Below are 21,054 nucleotides of genomic sequence, written 5' to 3'. Positions count from 1 at the left end.
GCGGAAAGCGCCTTCAGGTGGCCGCACAAGTAGGGTCTCGAGACGGACTCAGCGCGGCAGCACGCTCGATCCCATCAGCGCCTCATCGATGGCGCGCGCCGCCTGGCGGCCCTCGCGGATCGCCCAGACGACCAGCGACTGGCCGCGCCGCACGTCGCCCGCGGCATAGAGCTTTTCGACGCTGGTCCTGTAGTCCCGGTCATTGGCCTCGACATTCTTCGAGCGGCGGCTGTCAATGGCGATCTTCATCTGGCCGGCCAGTTCCGACACCGGCCCGCGAGCGGCTGGCCCGGCAAAGCCGATGGCGATGAACGCGAGATCGGCGCGGATGACGAATTCGGTGCCGGCGATCGGCTTGCGCTTTTCGTCGACTTCGCAGCATTTGACCCCGGTCAGCTGGCCGTCTTCGCCGATGAATTCAAGCGTCGCCACCTGGAATTCGCGCTCGGCGCCTTCGGCCTGCGAGGATGACGTGCGCATCTTGGTCGCCCAGTAGGGCCAGACCGACAGCTTGTCTTCCTTTTCCGGCGGCTGCGGCCGGATGTCGAGCTGGGTGACGCGCACCGCGCCCTGGCGGAAGGCGGTGCCGACGCAGTCGGAGGCAGTGTCGCCGCCGCCGACGACGACGACATGCTGGCCGCCGGCAACGATCGGGCGCGATGGCCATGCCACCGACTGGATCGGCTCGCCGCCGATACGCTTGTTCTGCTGAACCAGATACGGCATCGCGTCGTGCACGCCGTCGAGATCATCGCCTGGGATGTTGGCCGGACGCGGTGTTTCGGAACCGCCGCAATAGAGGACCGCGTCATATTCGGCGAGCAGTTCGGCGACCGGCTTGTCGACGCCGACATTGACGCCACAATGGAAGCTGACACCTTCGCCCTGCATCTGCTCGATGCGCCGGTCGATATAATGCTTCTCGATCTTGAAATCGGGGATGCCGTAGCGCATCAGCCCGCCCGGCCGGCTCTCTCGCTCATAGACGTGAACGTCATGGCCGGCGCGACCGAGTTGCTGGGCAGCGGCCATGCCGGCCGGCCCCGAGCCGATGACGGCGACGCGCTTGCCGGTCTTCCGTTCCGGCGGATAGGGCCGGATATGGCCGGTTTCATAGGCCTTATCGGCGATCGCCTGTTCGATCGTCTTGATGGCGACCGGAATGTCCTCGAGGTTCAGCGTGCAGGCTTCCTCGCAAGGTGCCGGACAGATGCGGCCGGTGAACTCCGGGAAATTGTTGGTCGAATGCAAGTTGCGGATCGCATTGTCCCAGTCGCCATTGTAGACGAGGTCGTTCCAGTCCGGGATCTGATTGTGGATCGGGCAGCCGGTTGGCCCATGGCAGTACGGAATGCCGCAATCCATGCAGCGCGCGGCCTGTTTCTCGACCTCCTTGTCCGACATCGGCAGCGTGAACTCGCGAAAATGCCGGATGCGGTCGGAAGCCGGCTGGTACTTGTGCACCTGCCGGTCGATCTCGAGAAACCCTGTTACCTTGCCCATAGTCCAGTTCCTGCTGTCCAGATGGTGCGGTTTTCGCCGCACCCGTTAACCTCTTGAGGCAGCCATGGCAACCTTCAGCACGAGGTCAGGATTGTTGATGAGACCCGTGCCGGGAAGCCAGGCTTCCCGGCAACTCCCAAAGCCTATTCCGCCGCTACGCCCATGCGCATGCGTTCCATCTCGATCAGCGCGCGGCGATATTCGACCGGCATGATCTTCCGGAACTTCGGCCGGAAAGTCGCCCAATTGTCGAGGATCTCGCGGCCTCGCGCCGAACCCGTGTAATGGACGTGGTTCGAGATCAACTGATAGAGCCGCTCCTCGTCATGGCTGGTCATATCGCCCGACACGTCGACACGACCTTTGTGGTCGAGGTCACCGCCATGATGGAGCAGTTTCTCCATCAGATCGTCTTCCTCCGGAACCGGCTCCAGTTCGACCATCGCCATGTTGCAGCGCGCGGCGAAGTCGCCTGCCTCGTCGAGCACATAGGCGACGCCGCCCGACATGCCAGCTGCGAAGTTGCGGCCGGTCTGGCCGATGACGACGACGATGCCGCCGGTCATGTACTCGCAGCCATGATCGCCGACGCCTTCGACGACGGCGGCGACGCCCGAGTTGCGCACGGCAAAACGCTCGCCGGCGACGCCGCTGAAATAGGCCTCACCCTCGGTCGCGCCGTAGAGCACCGTGTTGCCGACGATGATGGACTCGGCGGCAACGATCTTCGTGTTCTCCGGCGGGCGGATGACGATGCGTCCACCCGACAGACCCTTGCCGACATAGTCGTTGGCGGCACCGACTAGCTCGAACGAGACGCCGCGCGCCAGGAAGGCGCCGAAGGACTGACCGGCCGTGCCAGTGAGCTTCACCGAGATCGTGTCCTCGCGCAGGCCCTTGTGCTTGAAGCGCTTTGCCACCTCGCCCGACAGCATGGCACCCGTCGAACGGTCGACATTGCGGATCGGCAGCTCGATGCTGACCGGCTGCCTGGCGTCCAGCGCCGGCTTGGCGAGTTCGATCAGCTTACGGTCGAGCACATCGTCGATTGGGTGCTTCTGCCGCTCGGTCCAATGCACCGCCTCGTGCGGGGCATCCGGCTTGAAGAACATCTTGCTGAAATCGAGTCCGCGCGCCTTCCAGTGCTGGATCAGCGCGCGCTTTTCCAGAAGGTCGGTGTCGCCGATGATCTGGTCGAGATGGGTGTGGCCCATCTCGGCGAGCAGCGCCCGCACCTCTTCCGCCACATAGAAGAAGAAGTTGATCACATGTTCCGGCGTGCCCTTGAAGCGCTTGCGCAACACCGGGTCCTGCGTCGCGACGCCGACCGGGCAGGTGTTGAGATGGCACTTGCGCATCATGATGCAGCCGGCCGCGATCAGCGGCGCGGTCGAGAAGCCGAATTCGTCGGCGCCGAGCAACGCGCCGATGACGACGTCGCGGCCGGTGCGCAGGCCGCCATCGACCTGCAGCGCGACGCGCGACCTGAGGCCGTTGAGCACCAGCGTCTGGTGCGTCTCGGCAAGGCCCATTTCCCACGGACTGCCGGCATGCTTGAGCGAGGTCAGCGGCGATGCACCCGTGCCGCCGTCATAGCCCGATATGGTGATATGATCGGCACGCGCCTTGGCGACGCCGGCCGCAACCGTGCCGACGCCGACTTCGGACACCAGCTTGACCGACACATCCGCCGCCGGATTGACGTTCTTCAGGTCGTAGATGAGCTGCGCCAGATCCTCGATCGAGTAGATGTCGTGATGCGGCGGCGGCGAGATCAGGCCGACGCCCGGCGTCGAATGCCTGACCTTGGCGATGGTGGCGTCGACCTTGTGGCCGGGCAGCTGACCGCCCTCGCCCGGCTTTGCGCCTTGCGCGACCTTGATCTGCATCATGTCGGAGTTGACCAGATATTCCGCCGTCACGCCGAACCGCCCGGAAGCGACCTGCTTGATCGCCGAACGTTCCGGGTTCTTGCCACCGCCCGGCAGCGGCAGGTAGCGGTCGGCTTCTTCGCCGCCCTCGCCGGTGTTCGACTTGCCGCCGATCGTGTTCATGGCGCGCGCCAGCGTCGTGTGCGCTTCCCTGGAGATCGAGCCGAAGGACATCGCTCCGGTCGAGAACCGCTTGACGATATCTGCCGCCGGCATGACTTCGTCGAGCGCGACCTTCTTACGCCCGCTTTCTTCGGCGAGCCTGATCTTGAACAGGCCGCGAATGCTCTGCGCCCGCGCCGTCTCGCTGTCGATCTGAGCGGAATAGTCCTTGAACGTCTCCCATGAGCCCTGGCGCACGGCGTGCTGCAAGGTGGCGACCGCATCGGGCGACCAGATATGAGCTTCGCCGCGCATGCGGAACATGTATTCGCCGCCGACTTCGAGGCTATTGCGCAGCACCGGGTCGTTGCCGAAGCCATCGGTATGGCGGCTGACCGTCTCGGCCGCGATCTCGTCCAGCCCGACGCCTTCGATCAGCGTCGCGGTGCCGGTGAAATACTTCTGCACGAAATCCGACTTCAGTCCGATCGCGTCGAAGATCTGTGCGCCGCAATAGGACTGATAGGTCGAAATGCCCATCTTGGACATCACCTTGAGGATGCCCTTGCCGATCGACTTGATGTAGCGGGTGACGACTTCGTAGGCGTCGACCTCCGCCGGCAGCTCGCCGCGCTTGTGCATGTCGAGCAGTGTGTCGAAAGCCAGGTAAGGATTGATCGCCTCGGCGCCATAGCCGGCAAGACAGCAAAAATGATGCACCTCGCGCGGCTCGCCGGACTCGACCACGAGCCCCACCGAAGTGCGCAACCCCTTGCGGATCAGATGATGGTGAACGGCCGCCGTCGCCAGCAGGGCTGGAATGGCGATACGGTCCGGCCCGAGCTGACGGTCGGACAGGATGATGATGTTATAGCCGCCGGCGACCGCCGCCTCGGCGCGCTCGCACAGCCGGTCGATGGCGCCCTGCATGCCGGCCGCGCCTTCGCTCGAAGCATAGGTGATGTCGATCGTCTTGGTGTCGAAGCGATCCTCGGTGTGGCCGATGGAGCGGATCTTCTCGAGATCGCCATTGGTCAGAATCGGCTGGCGCACTTCGAGCCGCTTGCGGCGCGAATTGCCGACGAGGTCGAAGATGTTCGGCCTCGGCCCGATGAAGGACACCAGGCTCATCACCAGCTCCTCGCGGATCGGGTCGATCGGCGGATTGGTGACCTGGGCGAAGTTCTGCTTGAAATAAGTGTAGAGCAGCTTCGATCTGTCCGACATCGCCGAGATCGGCGTGTCGGTGCCCATCGAGCCGACCGCTTCCTGGCCCGTCGTCGCCATCGGCGACATCAACAGCTTGGTGTCTTCCTGGCTGTAGCCGAACGCCTGCTGGCGGTCGAGCAGCGAAACGTCCCTGCGCAGCGCGCGCGGCTCGACCGGCTTCAGGTCTTCGAGGATGAGCTGGGTGTTGGCGAGCCAGCTTTTGTAGGGATGCCTGGTTGCGATCTCCGACTTGATCTCCTCGTCGGAAACGATGCGGCCCTTCTCCAGGTCGATCAAAAGCATGCGGCCTGGCTGCAGCCGCCACTTCTTGACGATCCTTTCCTCCGGCACCGGCAGGACGCCGGCTTCCGAGGCCATGATGACGCGATCGTCGTCGGTGACGATGTAGCGCGCCGGGCGCAGCCCGTTGCGGTCGAGTGTGGCGCCGATCTGGCGTCCGTCGGTGAAGGCCACCGCCGCCGGCCCGTCCCACGGCTCCATCAGGGCCGCGTGGTATTCGTAAAAAGCCTTGCGGTCTTGATCCATCAACTTGTTGCCGGCCCAGGCTTCCGGGATCAGCATCATCATCGCATGGGCGAGCGAGTAGCCGCCCTGCGTCAGGAATTCGAGCGCATTATCGAAACAGGCGGTGTCAGACTGCCCCTCATAAGAGATCGGCCACAGCTTGGAGATGTCGTTGCCGAACAGTTCGGAATCGACCGAGGCCTGCCGCGCCGCCATCCAGTTGACGTTGCCGCGCAGCGTGTTGATCTCGCCATTGTGGGCGACCATGCGATAAGGATGCGCCAGCTTCCACGACGGGAAGGTGTTGGTCGAGAAACGCTGGTGGACCAGGATCAGCGCCGTCTCGAAGCGCGGATCGGTCAGGTCCTTGTAATAGGCGCCCACCTGATAGGCCAGGAACATGCCCTTGTAGACAATGGTCCGTGACGACATCGACACGACGTAGAAGCCATTGTCGACGCCCTTGGTCTCCTCATGGATGCGACCGGAAATGACCTTGCGCAGGATGTAGAGCCGCCGCTCGTAATCGTCGTCGCTCTCGATCTCGGCGCCGCGACCCAGGAACACCTGCCGCTGGACCGGTTCGGAAGCAGCGATATCCGGCGCCTTGGACAGCGATGAATTGTCGACCGGCACATCGCGAAAGCCGAGCAGCGGCTGGCCTTCGAGCTGCGCCACCTCGGCGATGATGCCTTCGATATGCGCCTGAAGCTCAGGATCGCGCGGCATGAACACATGGCCGACGGCGTAATGGCCGGGCTTGGGCAATTCGACGCCTTGGTTGGCCATTTCCTCGCGGAAGAAGCGGTCGGGAAGCTGCACCAGCACGCCGGCGCCGTCGCCCATCAGCGGATCGGCGCCGACGGCGCCGCGATGCGTCAGGTTCTCGAGCACGGCGAGCCCGTCCTTGACGATCTGATGCGACTTCACGCCCTTCATGTTGACGATGAAGCCGACGCCGCAAGCATCGTGCTCGTTGCGCGGATCGTAGAGGCCTTGCGCGGCAAAGCCGGTATGGGTTCGCCCGATATTGGTCAGAGACGGATTTTTGACGGCTGGCGCATTCGTCTGCGCGGCCGGGCCGTTCGTCGCAGATGGCGTCATTTCCGTCATCATCCTGTCCTCCATTCCCAGCCCTTAGGGCGCTGGTTTGCGTCGGGAAGCGCTTGGCTCCCCCTTCATCCTTGCGGCACGTCTTGCGAAATCCTTGCGAACCAGGCGACCTGGTTCGCATCCGGTAATCGTACAGGCCAGAGCCAGGCTGTCTACCTGTCGCTCACGGCAACGGCCGGAGAGGCCCAATGATACGCCAATCCAGCCAGATGTGTGCGACAAAATAAGACAGCACTACTGTCCTAAATTTTTTATGACAGAAATCCCGGACGCGCACAAGACCGATTCATGAAAATCTTGGACATTCCGCGACAGAAAATTACGCATAGCCACATCAGCACGTAACGTTCGGTCGTTTATCTCCATCGTCGTCTCTCCCTGGCTTTACCGGTTTTCCGGCACTTGGCACTTGCGAGCAGGATGCGAAAGCGGCCAAGGTTGCATGGATTTTCCCAGCACAGGCAAACGCATGAATTTCGCTTCCGACAATTGGGCAGGCGCCCATCCCAGCATCGCTGCGGGGCTATCGGCCCATGCCGGCGGCTTTTCCACCGCCTATGGCGACGGCGCCCTCGACCAGGCCGTCTACCAGCGCTTCAACGAAATTTTCGAGCGCGAGATCGCGGTGTTTTTCGTGGCGACCGGCACCGCCGCCAATTCGCTGTCGCTGACCACCTACAACAAATCAGGCGGCATTTCCTTCTGCCATCGCGAATCGCATGTCATCGAGGATGAATGCGGCGCACCGGAATACTTTACCGGCGGCTCGCGGCTCTATGCCGTCGACGGCGCGCTGGGCAAGATCGATCCGAACAAGCTGGAAGCGGCGGTGGGCCGGTTCGCGCCTGAAATCGTCCATTCCGGGCGTCCGATGGCGGTGTCGATCACCCAGTCGACCGAGGTCGGCACCATCTATTCGCTGAACGAGATCGCCAGGATTTCAGCGATCGCCAAGCATCACAAATTGCCGCTGCACATGGATGGCGCCCGCTTCGCCAATGCGCTGGTCGCACTCGAGACGACGCCTGCGGAAATGACCTGGAAGCGCGGCGTCGACATCCTCTCCTTCGGCGGCACCAAGAACGGCTGCTGGTGCGCCGAGGCTGTCGTGCTGTTCGATCTGGACCGCGCCAGGGAACTGGCCTTCCTGCGCAAGCGCGCGGCGCAATTGTTCTCGAAATCGCGCTTCGTCGCTGCGCAGTTCGAAACCTATTTCAAGGACGGCCTGTGGCTCGACACGGCCCGGCATGCCAACGCCAAGGCAGCTCACCTTGCGGCAATGATCGAGGATTCCCGGTCGGCGCGTCTGGCCTGGCTGCCGCAAGCGAACGAGGTCTTCGCGGTGATGAAAAAGGCCGAGGCTGAAAGGGTGCAAATGGCCGGCGCCGCTTTCTACGATTGGCACAAGCCGCATGACTTCGACGGTCATATCGGCGAGGACGAGGCGCTCTACCGTTTCGTCACCAGCTTTGCGACCACGGCCGAAGAGGTCGACCGCTTTGGCCGGCTAATTGCTGGATAACGGGGACCTCATTCACCAACGAAAAAGGGCGGCGCCAAGCGCCGCCCTCCGTCCCTGAGATCGTATGTGTGACGCAGCTACGCGGCGGTCTTGGCTTCGATCTGCTTGGCCTTGGCCGAAGACGCGGTGATCGCGATCTTGCGGGGCTTCAGCTCCTCGGGAATGTTTCGCTTGAGGTCGACGAAGAGCAGGCCGTTCTTCAGCGAGGCGCCGACGACTTCAACATGGTCGGCAAGCTGGAAGCGGCGCTCAAAGGCCCGGCTGGCGATACCGCGATAGAGCAGTTCGGAGCCTTCGCCATTGCCCTCTTCCTTGCGCTCACCCTTGACGGTCAGCACATTGCGGTGAGCTTCGATCGAGAGCTCGTCGTCCGAGAACCCGGCGACGGCCATCGAGATGCGGTAGGAATCCTCAGCCGTGCGCTCGATATTGTAGGGCGGGTAGGTCTGCGCGCTTTCAGGCTGCGCAAGCGAATCGAGCATCGTGAACAGCCGGTCGAAACCGACGGTCGAACGATAGAGCGGGGAAAAATCAACGTGACGCATAGTGTGTTCTCCTGTTGAGCAACAAGGTTTGCGTATGGCCGGTGCGAAACCCGTATCGGCGTTCCGGATAGGCCAGCGGCCCCGACATTGGCGGCCGCAACAGACATTTGGGGAACACGTGAAAGCATTTCAAGATTTCTCGATGAACGGCAGATGAACCGGGGCTTCGGCGGACGTTCAGCTAGGCGGCGCTAGACTGCTTCTAGGATCAAGGAACAGGCGGCGGTTACGGCGCCGCGCGTCCTCTCGGACACGCAAAGCACGCTGTAACACTTTGATTGCGCATGATCCCCAGCGAAAATCGGGTCCGATTTTCGGGGTTGTGCGCGAGGTGCCGCAACGAGGCCGACCGGGTGTAACGTCCCTTCCTCCCGGATCGACAGAGGCCGGAAGCACGCCGCAAGCTGCTTCCGGCCTCACTCGCTGGCTGCCCCGTTCAGCCCTTCCAACGCGTCCAGAATTCCTTTGCTTTTGGTGCATGGGCGTCTATGCCTACCAAAGCTTGCGCCATGCAGGCAGCGACACACAAACGCAGCGCCGAATGGACCTCTTCAACGAAATTCCCCTTTTCTGCGAAATTCCGGGCAATCCGCTGCCGGAAAATGCGGTAGGTGGTTTCTTCACAACGCGCGACGGCAAGAATATCCGCTACGGCCTCTTTCCCGCCGTTGCGCGCCCGATGAAGGGCACCGTGGTCGTTCTGACCGGCCGCAACGAGTGCATCGAAAAATATTTCGAGACCATCCGCAATCTTGCCGACCGCGGCTTCGGCGTTGCCACCCTTGACTGGCGCGGCCAGGGCGGGTCCGACCGGCTGATCGGCGACCGCGAGCGCGGCTATGTCCGCAGCTTCTTCGACTATACCAGCGACCTGGAACAGTTCTTCGAGGAGATCGTGCTGCCCGACTGCCGGGGGCCGTACTACATATTGGCCCATTCGGCTGGGGCGGTGATCACGCTGCTTGCTGCGCCGTCAATGGTGAATCGCGTACGGCGCATGGTGCTGATCGCCCCATTCCTAACCGTGCCCGACCTGCCGGTTTCGATAACCACCGTTCGCCGCGTCTGCTCGCTGTTCTGTCTGCTGGGCCTTGGCAAGCTTTATGCCGCCTGGGGTCCGCGGCCCAGGAAAACCATACCCTTTGCCGCCAACATGGTGACATCAGATCCGGAGCGGTATCGGCGCAACACGCTTATCTACGAGACCTACCCGCAACTGGCGCTCGGCGGCCCGACGATCCGCTGGCTGAAAGCGGCGGCGGAGGCGTCCGAGGCCATCAGCGATCCCGACTTCATCGCCAGGATCCAGGTTCCCTTGCTGGTGATCGCCGCTGGCGCCGACCAAGTCGTCTCGACCAAGGCGGTGGAAACCTACACCCGACGTCTGCGCCTCGGTTCGCTGCTGGTGATCGATGGCGCGCGCCATGAAATATTGCAGGAAGCCGACTTCTATCGCGAGCAGTTCCTTGCCGCCTTCGATGCCTTCATCCCGGGAAGCGACGACGCGGCCTGATTGGAACGCCGCGTCTCTTGGCTTTACGCCTGGCGAGCGAAATCCATGATCCAGTTGGTCTCCCAGTTCTTACCACCATCCGGTGAAAAAGCCTGCTCCCAGCGCGCCGAGTTTTCAGTGATCCGCGACCAGAGGAAGCGAACCTGGATCGGGCGGCCGTCGAATACGTCTTCGCACAGGAATGTGCCGACGCCTGCATCGAAGGTGCCGCGCATCGGGATATCGATGGTCGCCGGATTGCGGCCGTCGATCCACCAGATCGACCATTGTCTCGCCGCAGGATCGAACGTCCGCAGCGTGGCGGCGCGATAGGCGCCGCCGGGCAATTCAATGACATTGTCGTCGAAATTGCCGAGGCCGCCAAGGATCGAGTGCACTTCGCATGTCCCGCCAAACACGTCCCAGTTCGTGTCACTTTGCAGGCGCTTCTGCAACCTTCGATGGCTGACGTTCCAGCGTCCGAAGAAGAAATCGAAGTCGGCCCGGCCGTCTGCCGGAGCATCTTCGGAACGGCTGGTTGTTGATTGCGTCGGCATGTGAACCCCTCCCGTGACAGTATCTCCATAGCAGAGAGTTCCTGACATCCTCCTGTCAGGAGCTTGGACTAGCCTTGGCGCCTTGGGCCGCAATGGCCAACTGCCCAGCTGGCTCAGCCACGCAGCGCGGCCATCGCGGCGGCGTGAAGCTCCGGCGTTGCCGCAGCCAGGATGTCGCCGCCACCTTCCGCCGGTCCGCCTTCGAAGGTGGTGACGACGCCACCAGCCTTCTCGATGATCGGGATCAGCGCGACGATATCGTAGGGTTTCAATTCGGGGTCGGCGACGATGTCGACGCTTCCCGCCGCGACCATGGCGAAAGCATAGCAGTCGGTGCCGTAGCGGGCGAGTTGGACCCGTTTTTCGAACAGGTCGTAGCGCAGGCGCGCGTCTCCCTTGAATAGTGCCGGCGTGGTGGTGAACAGCGTCGCCTCGGCAAGGCTTGTCGTCTTGCGTGTCGTCAGCCTCCGCGGCCCGCCCGGACCTTCATAATGAGCACCGGAAGCGTTGGCGTAGAAAAGCTCGCCGGTGAATGGTTGCGACATCATGCCGGCGACGGCATCGCCATCGACCGTCAGCCCGACCAGCGTTCCCCACACCGGCAGGCCGGAAATGAAGGCGCGCGTCCCGTCGATCGGATCGATCACCCAGATATGCCTGCTGGAAATGTTCTCGCTGCCATGCTCCTCGCCGAGGATGCCATGATCGGGATATTCCGCTGATATCAGCGCCCGGATGACTCGCTCAGCCTCGCGGTCGGCCTCGGTGACCGGGTCGAAGCTGCCTTGCTCCTTGTTGGCGACCGCGCCCTGGCTGCGGAAGCGCGGCAAGGTTTCGGCTGCGGCGGCAAGCGCAATGCGCCGCATGAAATCGATGCTGATGTCCAACTGATTCTCCCGCGTTGCAGCGTGCTGGAACCGTCGTTTGCCTGTGGTTTTCCGCCAAAACAAGGGCGTGCGAAGATTTTTGCGCATCGACGACTGTTGCTCGAATGCAACGCTGGCGCCCTCGAAATACGATTTCCACATCACAGTGAATTAAAAACGCCTTTCGGCGGCTTGACATTTGTGCAGCGCACAATAGATTTGTTCTCGGACAGGTTTTCCTGTCCATGCCCTCCTTGGGCGTTTCCTCCCTAGACTTCGACCGTGTCGTGCAAACGATGCGGTCTTTTTTTCAGCGCGGCATCCAGCGCACACGCGCCTTTCCCGACCCGCACGCTGACGCCTTTATCTGGCACAAGATCTCTTTATTTGGCGCAGAATCCTTTGCAAAAATCGATTCCGATTTTTGGCATCATTCGGCGGCAAGCGGCAGATCGATAAAATCGTGATCGGGCATCGCCATCAGGTCGGCCGAGAATTGCGCCAGATCGTCGGCGAGCGCATCGAAGCCGGCGGATTTCTGGAACGTCCGCTCGTTCATGTAGAGTCCGCGATTGACCTCGATTTGCAGTGCATGGAGATGGCGCACGGGGCGGCCGTAATGCTCGGTGATGAAGCCTCCGGCGTAAGGCTTGTTATGGGCCACGGTATAGCCCATGCCGATGAGCAGGCCGATCGCCGTCTCGGTCAACGCTGCCGAGGCGGACATGCCGAAACGATCGCCAACGATAAAATCCGGCCTGAGACCGCTGTCACCGACCCTGATGCTCGCCGGCATCGAGTGGCAATCGATCAGCACGGCAAAGCCGAACCGTGCATGGGTCCTGGTCAGAAGCCGTTTCAGCGTCTCGTGATAAGGCTTGTAGACAGCCTCGATACGCGCGACGGCTTCCGCCAGCGGCAAGCGGCCGGCATAGATGTCGAGCCCCTCTCCCACCAACTTGGGCACGGTGCCAAGCCCGCCGGCCACGCGCGCCGAGCGGATGTTGCAGAAGGACGGCACGGGCTCGGCGAACATGCGCGGGTCGAGTTCCCAAGGCTCCCGGTTGACGTCGAGATAGGCGCGCGGGAAGTTTGCCGCCAGCATCGGCGCGCCGAGCGCAACGGCGCCACCGAACAATTCGTCGACGTAGCAATCCTCGGACCGGCGGATGGCGTTTCGGTCCAGCCTTGCCATGGCCAGGAACCGGTCCGGATAGTGGCGGCCGCTATGCGGCGAGTTGAAGAGGAAGGGAACGCGCTGTTCGGCGCCCGACCGGATTTCGAAGGCTGGAACGACCGAAAAATCTTCGGCTGCCGTTTTCAATTTGAACGAACCCAAAAAAACCAATGCATCATGATTGGAAAGTGCCACCTCGCCGGCCGCATGTCCAGCATTTCGGCGGCTGAACCGCTTTGTTAAATGCGGATTGGGCTCTTCATCGTTCACTTGATGTTTACCGTCACCTCCTCATATACAGGATGGTTAACGGGCTGCCCCACGGCAGTCTCGGGTGGGTGATTCGGACGGGATAAGATGGCACGCATTCTACTGGCGGAAGACGACGACGACATGCGCCGGTTCCTCGTCAAGGCGCTGGAGCGTGCCGGCTACCAGGTCAGCGATTTCGACAATGGCGCCAGCGCCTATGAGCGGCTGCGCGAAGAGCCCTTCTCACTGCTCCTGACCGATATCGTCATGCCGGAGATGGACGGCATAGAACTCGCCCGCCGCGCCACCGAGATCGATCCCGACCTCAAGGTCATGTTCATCACCGGCTTCGCCGCCGTTGCGCTCAATCCCGATTCCAAGGCGCCGAAAGACGCCAAGGTGCTGTCCAAGCCGTTCCACCTGCGCGACCTCGTCAACGAGGTCGAGAAGATGCTGCAGGCAGCCTGACACGCTTTTAGGCGCATCTTGATCGACGAGACAGACCGGGCATTCTTTCCCTTTTCCCACTATTGACGCGATGGACCAAAAGTGGTGTATGCGCGGCTTCGGATGGGCGTGTAGCTCAGCGGGAGAGCACTGCATTGACATTGCAGGGGTCACAGGTTCAATCCCTGTCACGCCCACCATCCGAACTACAGTCCATCTCTCATAACTGCTTCGCTTTCGCCTCGGGTTCAAATCCGATCGTCGCGTCCGGCTAATGCATGTCGCGCAAAAGTGCGCAGCGGTTTTGCGATAACGACATGCATAAAAACAAGAACTTAAAGCGCGTCGCATGAATCCGTTCAAACGCGACGCGCTTTAGTGCCGGCGAGAAGCCATGAACGGGTCGGAGAGCGCGCGCCCGAAGCTTGGGAAGCCGTCCCGGCTCGAACCAGGACGGGCGATATCGGATCGGATCATTGTGGTGTTGGGTCTGGCGTATTTCCCGGCCTGCCTCCCCCCTTGCCTTCCCGGCACGGCACGTCGCCTGCACCGCAGCATTTGCCGCTGTAGACCGTTTTCGAATTTAACTTGTCGCACTCTCTCGTCACCGTTGTTTGACAACCCGCCAGCACCGAAGCTGAAACGACAGCAAGAAAGATGTTTCGTATCGCAATAGACATGAGAAGCTCTCCAAGATTGTCCGCGCTTTGCAAACGCAGTGCTTGGTCGCTTCTCGGCCCGTATTGGTCACAAGAAAAATTGAAGGACAGTTGGAACGTCCGCGACGGTCGTTCGCTTCCGGGCGCCTTGCGACGCGCTTCAGGGCCGCCTAGGCGGTTATCTCCGGCGGCAATCAGCGTCGATTGAGATCAGGCCGCGCCGAGGCGGAGATCGCCCTTCTCGATATGCCGGAGAAACCAAGCATAGGTCTGCTCCAATCCACTCTGAAGCGAGTACCGTGGGCGCCAGCCCGTCGCAAACAGACGCGACACGTCCATCAGCTTGCGCGGCGTGCCGTCCGGCTTGGTCGCATCGAATGTGAGCACGGCATCGGCGCCGACAACGGAGAGCATGGTGCGGGCCAGCTCGGCAATGGTGATGTCTTCGCCCGAGCCAACATTGACATGGCTGTCGCCGGAATAGTTTGTCAGCAGCCAGACCAGAGCGTCGGCGGCGTCGTCGACATGCAGGAATTCGCGCATCGGCGTGCCCGATCCCCAGACCTCGAGGGTTTTGTCGCCGGCGCGCTTGGCCTGGTGCGCCTTGCGCATAAGTGCCGGCACGACATGGCTGGTGGAGAGGTCGAAATTGTCGCCGGGGCCATAGAGGTTGGTCGGCATCGCCGAGATGTACTCGACACCATATTGGCGCCGATAGGCTTGGCAAAGTTTCAGTCCAGCGATCTTGGCGATCGCATACCATTCGTTGGTGGGCTCGAGCGGACCGGTGAGCAAAGCATCCTCGGAGATCGGCTGTGCCGCAAACTTCGGGTAGATGCAGGACGAACCGAGAAATAGCAGTTTCTGCACCTCGTTGCGAAAGGCGCTCTCGATGACATTGGTCTGCATGATGAGATTGTCCTGCAGAAAATCGACCGGCAACCTGTCGTTTGCCAGGATACCGCCGACCTTGGCCGCCGCCATCACCACCGCATCCGGCCTGTGGTCAGCCATCCAGCGTCGCACGCCGGCCTGGTCCATAAGATCGAGTTCATCGCGGGATGCGGTCAGGACCTCGCAGTCCTCGCCCGCCAGCCTGCGCAATATGGCGGAGCCGACCATGCCGCGATGCCCGGCCACGAAAACGCGCTTGCCCTGAAGGTCGAAACTCATTGGCGTATCCCTATGCAGAAAACGGCCGCTATGACCATTTGGCGGCGGCGCGCCGGATGGGCCTGCGTCGGACGCATACCGCATACAGATTTGCCCAGACAAGGCAAATCGGAGATTTGGGCGAACTCTTCTAGTGGGATGGCGATCAGACGCCCGCCACGGCACACAGGCTCTTCATTCTTGCGATGGCAAGCTCCGGGTCGGCCAGCAATCCGGCCTGGTCGGCAAGACGGAACACATCGGCATAGTGGCAAATGCCGCGCGCCGATTGCATGCCGCCGACCATCGAAAAATGCTCCTGGTGGCCGTTCAGCCATGCCATGAGGACGATACCGGCCTTGTAATACTCGGTCGGCGCCTCGAAGATTTTCCGCGACAGAGGTACCGTCGGCGCCATCATCGCGTCATAGCCGGCGCGGTCGCCGTCGGCCAGTTTCGCCAGCGCGGCATTGGCGACCGGCGCGATGGCGTCGAAAATGCCGAGCAGCGCGTGCGAGTGCCTTTCGCCATCGCCCGCGATCAATTCGGGATAATTGAAATCGTCGCCGGTGAACATGATCACCCCTTCCGGCAGCCGGTTCCTGAGCGCGATTTCCTTGTCGGCATCGAGCAGTGATATCTTGATCCCCTCGACCTTGCCGGCGTGGCGTTCGATGATGGCGACCACCGTGTCGAGCGCGGTCTCGAAATCATGGCTGCCCCAATAACCCTTCAGAGCCGGATCGAACATGTCGCCCAGCCAGTGCAGGATGACCTTGCCGGATGCCTGAGACAGAATGCGGTCATAGATGCTGATATAATCGTCGGGACCCTTGGCGACAGTCGCCAGCGCGCGGCTGGCCATCATGATCGCCTTGCCGCCCAGGCCTTCGATGAAACCGAACTGCTCCTCATAGGCCGCGATGACATCGTCGAGCGTCCTGGCGGCGCCTGGCGCCAGATGGTCTGTTCCGGCACCTGAGGCGAAATCGGCGCCCTCGACGGTTCGCGCCTCGGCGATCGAGCGGCGGATCAATTCCCTAGCGTTTGCCCAGTCGAAACCCATGCCGCGCTGCGAGGTGTCCATCGCCTCGGCGATACGGAAGCCTAGACGCCACAGATGATGGCGGAATGCCATCGTGCACTCCCAGTCGACCGCGGGATGGGACCACGGATCGGTCATCGCGAGGGGATCGGCAACGACATGGGCGGCGGCATAGGCGATGCGCGAAAACCGTGCGCCGATCACCGGCTGTGCCGGCTGGCCGACAAGGCGGTAGCGAGTGCTGCGACCGCCCTCTTCGGGCAAGGCAATGTCCATAGATCTCTCCCTTGGTCGCGCCTATAAATGGAACGTTCCAATAAATCAAGAACCTTTATGTCCCCGATCTCGGTCTCGCCGAATGCTGCATCGCAGCGACAAACCCTTGAAGAGCACCGGCTGCACCCGCTAAGCTCCCGTTTTTCTAGCTCGGAAAAAATCCCGATTGACTCAAATCCAACACAGGGATTAGAACGTTCCAATAATTCGACCAGAAAATACCGGGAGGACGGATCTGGATGGCCAGCAGGCCCAAGGCGACGATACTCGACATTGCCCGCGAGGCGGGCGTGTCCAAGTCGACGGTGTCGCTCGTGCTGCAGGGCAGCGGACTGATCCGGCCTGAGACCGCGCTGAAGGTTCGCAAGGCGATCGAGGATGTCGGCTATGTCTACAACCGCGGCGCCGCCAATCTGCGCAAGTCTCATTCCAACGTCATCGGTATGGTCATCAACGATCTCACCAACCCCTTTTTCGCCGAAATGGCGGTCGGCATGGAGCGCGTATTCCAGTCGGCGGGCATCGTGCCGTTCATCGCCAACACGGCGGAGAACCCGGTGCGCCAGGAAGAAGTGCTGAAATCGCTGATGGAACAGGGTGTAGCCGGGCTGATCGTGTCGCCGGCGCGCGGCACGACCTCAGGTGCTTTCCGCCGCATCGAAACGGCGGGCCTTCCGATCGTCTTCACCATGCGCCGCCTTCCCGAAAGCCGCATCCCGGTGATCGCGCCCGACAATCATCGCGGCGCCTGGCTCGCCACCGCCCATCTGATTGGCAAAGGGCATCGCCGGCTGGTCTTCTTCGGCGGCTCATCGGACCTGGTGGTCTATCACGAGCGGCTGGGCGGTTTTCGCGAGGCCTGCGAGGCGCTCGGCATCGCCAAACGCGATACACTGGTCGTCGAAGGCGAAACCAGCCGCAAGGGCGGCATTGCCTGTCTGGAGACGGCCCTCGCGATGGCCGAGCCGCCGACCGCGGCACTGTGCTTCAACGATGCGGTCGCCTTCGGCGTGATGCTGGCGCTGCGCAAGCGCGGGCTCGAGCCCGGTGCGGATTTCGCCGTCGTCGGCTTCGACGACGTGATCGAAGCCCAGCATTACATGCCGGCGCTGACCAGCGTCGCGGTGGATTCGGCGGGCCTAGGCGAGCGCGCCGCCCACGTCATGCTGAAGATGATCCAATCGCGCACCACGCGCGCCGAGGATCATATCGGCGCCGTCAACCTCGTCGTCAGGGACAGTTGCGGGCCTGATCGCCGTGCGGGAATGGGAGACGCGGCATGATCGTGAAATGGGGCCTGATCGGCGCGAGCACGATCGCCAGGCAATTCATGATCAGCGCCATTCGCGCGCAACCGAACAGCGAGATCGCGGCGGCGATGAGTTCCAGCCCGGAGCGCGCCGCTTCCTATGCCAAGGAGAACGGCATTCCGCTTGCCGTCTCGACGCTCGATGAATTGCTCGGCGCCGACATCGACGCCGTCTACATCTCGACCACCAACGATTTGCATCTCGAACAGGCATTGGCCGCGATCAGGGCGGGGAAACATGTGCTGTGTGAAAAGCCGCTCGCGCTGACCAGCGCCGATGCGCGCACAATGGTCGCCGCCGCCAAGGCGGCCGGCATCGTGCTCGGCACCAACCATCATCTGCGCAATGCCGGCTCGCACCGGGCGATGCGCGAAGCCATTGCCGCCGGCCGTATCGGCAAGCCGATTGCCGCGCGCGTCTTCCACTCCGTCTATCTGCCGGAAAACCTGCAGGGCTGGCGCATCACCAGGCCGGAAGCCGGTGGCGGCGCAGTGCTCGACATTACGGTGCACGATGCCGACACGCTGCGCTTCGTGCTCGGCGATGATCTGCTCGAGGTTTCGGCGTTCACACAGGCCGCTGGCATGGCCAGCGGCGGCCTGGAAGATGGCGCCATGTGCATCTGGCGCCTCAGATCGGGCGTCATCGCCCAGTCGCATGAGGGCTTCACCACCAAGTTCGCCGGCACCGGTTTCGAGGTGCATGGCAGCGAAGGCTCCCTGATCGCGAAAGATGTGATGACGCAGAAGCCGATCGGCTCTGTGCTGCTGCGCACGGCAAGGGGCGAGGAGGAATTGAGCTTCGACCGCGAGGATCTCTATGTCCGTTCCCTGCGCCAGTTCCATGCGGCGATCCGTGGCGAAGGCCAGCCGTCGGCCACCGGCGAGGACGGCGTCTGGTCGCTGACATCAGCCGAAGCGGCGTTGCAATCTGCCAAGTCCGGCAAATCAGTCGCGATCGACCCGAAACTCGGGGGCGCGGGATGAGCAAGCTCGTCTCCGCAGCGCAGGCGGCCAGCCTGATCAGGGACGGCATGGTCGTTTCCGTGTCGTCGTCGAGCGGTCTCGGCTGCCCGGATGCGGTGCTCGCCGCCATCGGCGAGCGCTTCGAGGCGGAAGGCCATCCGAAGAACATCACGACGCTGCACCCGATTGCCGCCGGCGACATGTACGGCATCAAGGGCATCGATCATCTGGCAAAGCCCGGCCTGTTGAAGCGCACGCTGTGCGGCTCCTATCCCTCGGGCCCGTCATCCTCGGAGCCGCCGCAGATCTGGAAGATGATCGGCGACAATTCCGTCGCCGCCTACAATGTGCCCTCTGGCATATTGTTCGACATGCATCGCGAAGCCGCTGCCAAGCGCCCCGGCGTGTTGACCAAGGTCGGCCTCGATACGTTCGCCGACCCGCGCCATCAGGGCTGCGCCATGAATGCGGCGGCCAGTGAGCCGATCGTTTCTGTGCAGCAGTTCGACGGTGATGAATGGCTCTATTTCCGCTCGATCGTGCCCAATGTGTCGATCATCCGCGCCACGACCGCCGACGAGCGCGGCAACCTCACTTATGAGCACGAGGGCGCCTATCTCGGTGGGCTGGAACAGGCGCTCGCCGCCCGCAACAATGGCGGCATCGTCATCGCGCAGGTCAAGCGCGTGGTCGAGAACGGCACCCTGAAGCCGCATGACGTGCGCGTGCCCGGTGTGCTGATCGACCACATCGTGGTGGCGCCCGACCAGTTGCAGACGACGCTGACGCCTTACGACCCGGCGATCTCGGGCGAGATCTTCCGGCCGCTGTCGACTTTCCGCAACGCCGAGATGAGTGTCCAGAAGGTCATCGCGCGACGCGTCGCCATGGAGCTTGCCGACGGCATGGCCGTCAACATCGGCTTCGGCATCTCGGCCAACGTGCCGCGCATCCTTATCGAGGAAGGCCAGCACGGCAAGGTCACCTGGGTGATCGAACAGGGCGCGGTCGGCGGCGTGCCGCTGCTCGATTTCAAGTTCGGCTGCTCGTCGAACGCCGACGCATTCATGCCTTCGCCACACCAGTTCATCTACTTCCAGGGCGGTGGCTTTGATGCCTCGCTGCTGTCCTTCCTGCAGATCGACCGGCACGGCTCGGTCAACGTGTCGAAGCTTTCGGCGCGGCCGCATGTCACCGCCGGCGCTGGCGGCTTTGTCGACATCACCGCGCGGGCGAAGAAGATCGTCTTTTCCGGCTTCTTCAATGCCGGCGCCAAGCTGTCGCTGGCCGATGGCGGCATCCGCATCGATCACGAAGGCAAGGTCAAGAAAGTGGTCGGCGAGGTCGAGCACATCTCGTTTTCGGGCAAGCGCGCGGTCGCGCAAGGACAGGACATCACCTATGTCACCGAGCGCTGCGTGATGAAGCTGACGCCGGATGGGCTGATGGTGACGGAGCTGGCACCCGGCATCGACCTTCAGCGCGATATACTGGCGCAGGCAGAGATTCCGCTCGGTATCGCCAACGATCTGAAAGTGACACCGGACGCACTCTACCGGGATCGGCCGATCGGGCTGTCGCTCAATGGCGGTGCCTCGCTTGGAGGCGCGCATGGCTGAACGTCTCGTCACCTTTGACACCGATGGTGCCATCGGCATCGTCACGTTGCGCCGGCCGGAGAAATTCAACGCGCTCGATATACCGATGCTGCGCGCGCTGGAAGCCGCGCTCGACACAGCGGAAGCTGCGGACAGCGTCCGCGTCGTGCTGCTGTGTGGCGAAGGCAAGGGTTTTTGCTCGGGTGGAGACGTCGAAGCCTGGTCACAAATGAGTGCCACCGATTTCCAGGTGCAATGGGTGCGCTACGGCCATCGCGTCTTCGACCGGCTGGCGCGGTTGCGGCAACCGACCATCACCGTGCTGTCAGGCCATGCGCTGGGCGGCGGGCTGGAACTGGCGGTCGCCTGTGACTTCCGCGTCGCCGAGGCGCAGGTGAAATTAGGCTTCCCGGAAACCTCGATCGGCGTGGTGCCCGGCTGGTCCGGCACGCAGCGCGCCGTGCGCCGTTTCGGCGCGCAGACGGTGCGGCGCATGGCAATCGGCGGCGAGATTTTTCTCGCCTCCGAGGCACTTGCTCTGGGCATCGTCGATCGGCTGGTCGACACAGGCAAGGCATTCACCGAGGCGAAGGCCTGGGCCGGCAAGATCGCCGAGCGCGGCCCGCTGGCAACCGAGGCCGCCAAGCTGATGATCGCGGTCGCCGAGGGCGAGGAAAGTGCCGCCGCTACAGAGGCGCTGGCCAGCGGCTTCATCGCGCTGACCGGTGATCTCAAGGCCGGGGTCGACGCTTTCAAGGCCAAGCAGAAACCAGCGTTTTCAAGATCCTAGAATGCAAGCGGAACCTCA

The 21,054-nt window shown here is 62.5% G+C and carries 15 protein-coding genes and 1 tRNA gene; 8 read left to right on the top strand and 8 right to left on the bottom strand.

Going from position 1 to position 21,054, the window contains the following annotated elements:
- Nucleotides 1-48: 48 nt before the first annotated feature.
- Nucleotides 49-1,503: a glutamate synthase subunit beta gene (locus EOB36_RS07305; protein ID WP_095488102.1), complete on the bottom strand. Its 1,455-nt coding sequence runs from the start codon at nt 1,501-1,503 to the stop codon at nt 49-51.
- A 143-nt stretch (nt 1,504-1,646) separates the two neighbouring features.
- Entirely contained in the window at nt 1,647-6,383 is a 4,737-nt protein-coding gene (gene gltB, locus EOB36_RS07300; RefSeq protein WP_128284585.1) for a glutamate synthase large subunit, read from the bottom strand.
- 469 nt (nt 6,384-6,852) lie between these two features.
- Here gltB and EOB36_RS07295 point away from each other — a divergent pair, with 469 nt between their 5' ends.
- A complete protein-coding gene (locus tag EOB36_RS07295) occupies nt 6,853-7,905 on the top strand; it encodes a low specificity L-threonine aldolase (RefSeq protein WP_128284580.1) in 1,053 nt (350 codons plus the stop codon).
- 77 nt (nt 7,906-7,982) lie between these two features.
- Here the strand turns inward: EOB36_RS07295 and EOB36_RS07290 are convergent, their stop codons facing one another.
- Nucleotides 7,983-8,450 (bottom strand): Hsp20 family protein, encoded by a 468-nt coding sequence (locus EOB36_RS07290; protein WP_095484062.1) that lies wholly within the window; start codon nt 8,448-8,450, stop codon nt 7,983-7,985.
- A 541-nt stretch (nt 8,451-8,991) separates the two neighbouring features.
- Between EOB36_RS07290 and EOB36_RS07285 the strand changes: the two genes are divergently transcribed.
- Nucleotides 8,992-9,963 (top strand): alpha/beta hydrolase, encoded by a 972-nt coding sequence (locus EOB36_RS07285; protein WP_128284579.1) that lies wholly within the window; start codon nt 8,992-8,994, stop codon nt 9,961-9,963.
- Between the two features lie 23 nt (nt 9,964-9,986).
- Here EOB36_RS07285 and EOB36_RS07280 read toward each other — a convergent pair whose 3' ends face one another.
- The 3 genes from EOB36_RS07280 to EOB36_RS07270 all read right to left on the bottom strand — a co-directional run bounded on the left by EOB36_RS07280 (nt 9,987) and on the right by EOB36_RS07270 (nt 12,737).
- A complete protein-coding gene (locus tag EOB36_RS07280) occupies nt 9,987-10,499 on the bottom strand; it encodes a DUF1579 domain-containing protein (RefSeq protein WP_126105119.1) in 513 nt (170 codons plus the stop codon).
- A 113-nt stretch (nt 10,500-10,612) separates the two neighbouring features.
- Nucleotides 10,613-11,386 carry a histidinol-phosphatase gene (gene hisN, locus EOB36_RS07275; RefSeq protein ID WP_128284578.1) on the bottom strand — a complete coding sequence of 258 codons (774 nt, stop codon included), beginning with the start codon at nt 11,384-11,386 and terminating at the stop codon, nt 10,613-10,615.
- Between the two features lie 409 nt (nt 11,387-11,795).
- A complete protein-coding gene (locus tag EOB36_RS07270; RefSeq protein WP_095484227.1) occupies nt 11,796-12,737 on the bottom strand; it encodes an N-formylglutamate amidohydrolase in 942 nt (313 codons plus the stop codon).
- Between the two features lie 162 nt (nt 12,738-12,899).
- On the opposite strand from EOB36_RS07270, the gene EOB36_RS07265 reads away from it, so the two are divergent.
- Both EOB36_RS07265 and EOB36_RS07260 read left to right on the top strand, forming a co-directional pair.
- Nucleotides 12,900-13,262 (top strand): response regulator, encoded by a 363-nt coding sequence (locus tag EOB36_RS07265; RefSeq protein WP_006199474.1) that lies wholly within the window; start codon nt 12,900-12,902, stop codon nt 13,260-13,262.
- A 104-nt stretch (nt 13,263-13,366) separates the two neighbouring features.
- A tRNA-Val gene (locus EOB36_RS07260) sits at nt 13,367-13,441 on the top strand.
- A 669-nt stretch (nt 13,442-14,110) separates the two neighbouring features.
- On the opposite strand, the gene EOB36_RS07250 is transcribed toward EOB36_RS07260, so the two are convergent.
- Together EOB36_RS07250 and EOB36_RS07245 are read right to left on the bottom strand one after the other, a co-directional pair.
- The gene (locus EOB36_RS07250; RefSeq protein ID WP_128284577.1) at nt 14,111-15,073 is read right to left on the bottom strand and encodes a GDP-L-fucose synthase; all 963 of its coding nucleotides are present in this window, start codon (nt 15,071-15,073) and stop codon (nt 14,111-14,113) included.
- Nucleotides 15,074-15,218: 145 nt separating this feature from the next.
- On the bottom strand, nt 15,219-16,373 hold the full coding sequence (locus tag EOB36_RS07245) for a dihydrodipicolinate synthase family protein (RefSeq protein ID WP_128284576.1): 1,155 nt from the start codon (nt 16,371-16,373) through the stop codon (nt 15,219-15,221).
- Nucleotides 16,374-16,612: 239 nt separating this feature from the next.
- Here EOB36_RS07245 and EOB36_RS07240 point away from each other — a divergent pair, with 239 nt between their 5' ends.
- The 4 genes from EOB36_RS07240 to EOB36_RS07225 are packed head-to-tail and all read left to right on the top strand — an operon-like array spanning nt 16,613 to nt 21,036.
- Nucleotides 16,613-17,656 carry a LacI family DNA-binding transcriptional regulator gene (locus EOB36_RS07240; RefSeq protein WP_128284575.1) on the top strand — a complete coding sequence of 348 codons (1,044 nt, stop codon included), beginning with the start codon at nt 16,613-16,615 and terminating at the stop codon, nt 17,654-17,656.
- Nucleotides 17,656-18,669, top strand: coding sequence for a Gfo/Idh/MocA family oxidoreductase (locus tag EOB36_RS07235; protein WP_164897472.1), 1,014 nt, complete (start codon nt 17,656-17,658; stop codon nt 18,667-18,669). Before EOB36_RS07240 ends, EOB36_RS07235 begins: the two co-directional genes overlap by 1 nt.
- Nucleotides 18,666-20,267: an acyl CoA:acetate/3-ketoacid CoA transferase gene (locus EOB36_RS07230; protein ID WP_128284573.1), complete on the top strand. Its 1,602-nt coding sequence runs from the start codon at nt 18,666-18,668 to the stop codon at nt 20,265-20,267. The genes EOB36_RS07235 and EOB36_RS07230 overlap by 4 nt, the downstream gene beginning before the upstream one ends.
- Nucleotides 20,260-21,036 (top strand): enoyl-CoA hydratase/isomerase family protein, encoded by a 777-nt coding sequence (locus EOB36_RS07225; protein WP_128284572.1) that lies wholly within the window; start codon nt 20,260-20,262, stop codon nt 21,034-21,036. Before EOB36_RS07230 ends, EOB36_RS07225 begins: the two co-directional genes overlap by 8 nt.
- Nucleotides 21,037-21,054 lie beyond the last annotated feature (18 nt).

Source organism: Mesorhizobium sp. M6A.T.Cr.TU.017.01.1.1, assembly GCF_004023115.1.
Taxonomy (GTDB): Bacteria; Pseudomonadota; Alphaproteobacteria; order Rhizobiales; family Rhizobiaceae; genus Mesorhizobium; species Mesorhizobium mediterraneum.
Note: the sequence above shows the minus strand (reverse complement) of the source record. Positions and strands in the feature narration are given on the sequence as shown.

Coding starts and splice junctions, on each gene's coding strand:
- EOB36_RS07305 (WP_095488102.1), bottom strand. CDS start 1,503: ATGGGCAAGGTAACAGGGTTTCTCGAGATCGACCGGCAGGTGCACAAG.
- gltB (WP_128284585.1), bottom strand. CDS start 6,383: ATGACGGAAATGACGCCATCTGCGACGAACGGCCCGGCCGCGCAGACG.
- EOB36_RS07295 (WP_128284580.1), top strand. CDS start 6,853: ATGAATTTCGCTTCCGACAATTGGGCAGGCGCCCATCCCAGCATCGCT.
- EOB36_RS07290 (WP_095484062.1), bottom strand. CDS start 8,450: ATGCGTCACGTTGATTTTTCCCCGCTCTATCGTTCGACCGTCGGTTTC.
- EOB36_RS07285 (WP_128284579.1), top strand. CDS start 8,992: ATGGACCTCTTCAACGAAATTCCCCTTTTCTGCGAAATTCCGGGCAAT.
- EOB36_RS07280 (WP_126105119.1), bottom strand. CDS start 10,499: ATGCCGACGCAATCAACAACCAGCCGTTCCGAAGATGCTCCGGCAGAC.
- EOB36_RS07265 (WP_006199474.1), top strand. CDS start 12,900: ATGGCACGCATTCTACTGGCGGAAGACGACGACGACATGCGCCGGTTC.
- EOB36_RS07250 (WP_128284577.1), bottom strand. CDS start 15,073: ATGAGTTTCGACCTTCAGGGCAAGCGCGTTTTCGTGGCCGGGCATCGC.
- EOB36_RS07245 (WP_128284576.1), bottom strand. CDS start 16,373: ATGGACATTGCCTTGCCCGAAGAGGGCGGTCGCAGCACTCGCTACCGC.
- EOB36_RS07240 (WP_128284575.1), top strand. CDS start 16,613: ATGGCCAGCAGGCCCAAGGCGACGATACTCGACATTGCCCGCGAGGCG.
- EOB36_RS07230 (WP_128284573.1), top strand. CDS start 18,666: ATGAGCAAGCTCGTCTCCGCAGCGCAGGCGGCCAGCCTGATCAGGGAC.
- EOB36_RS07225 (WP_128284572.1), top strand. CDS start 20,260: ATGGCTGAACGTCTCGTCACCTTTGACACCGATGGTGCCATCGGCATC.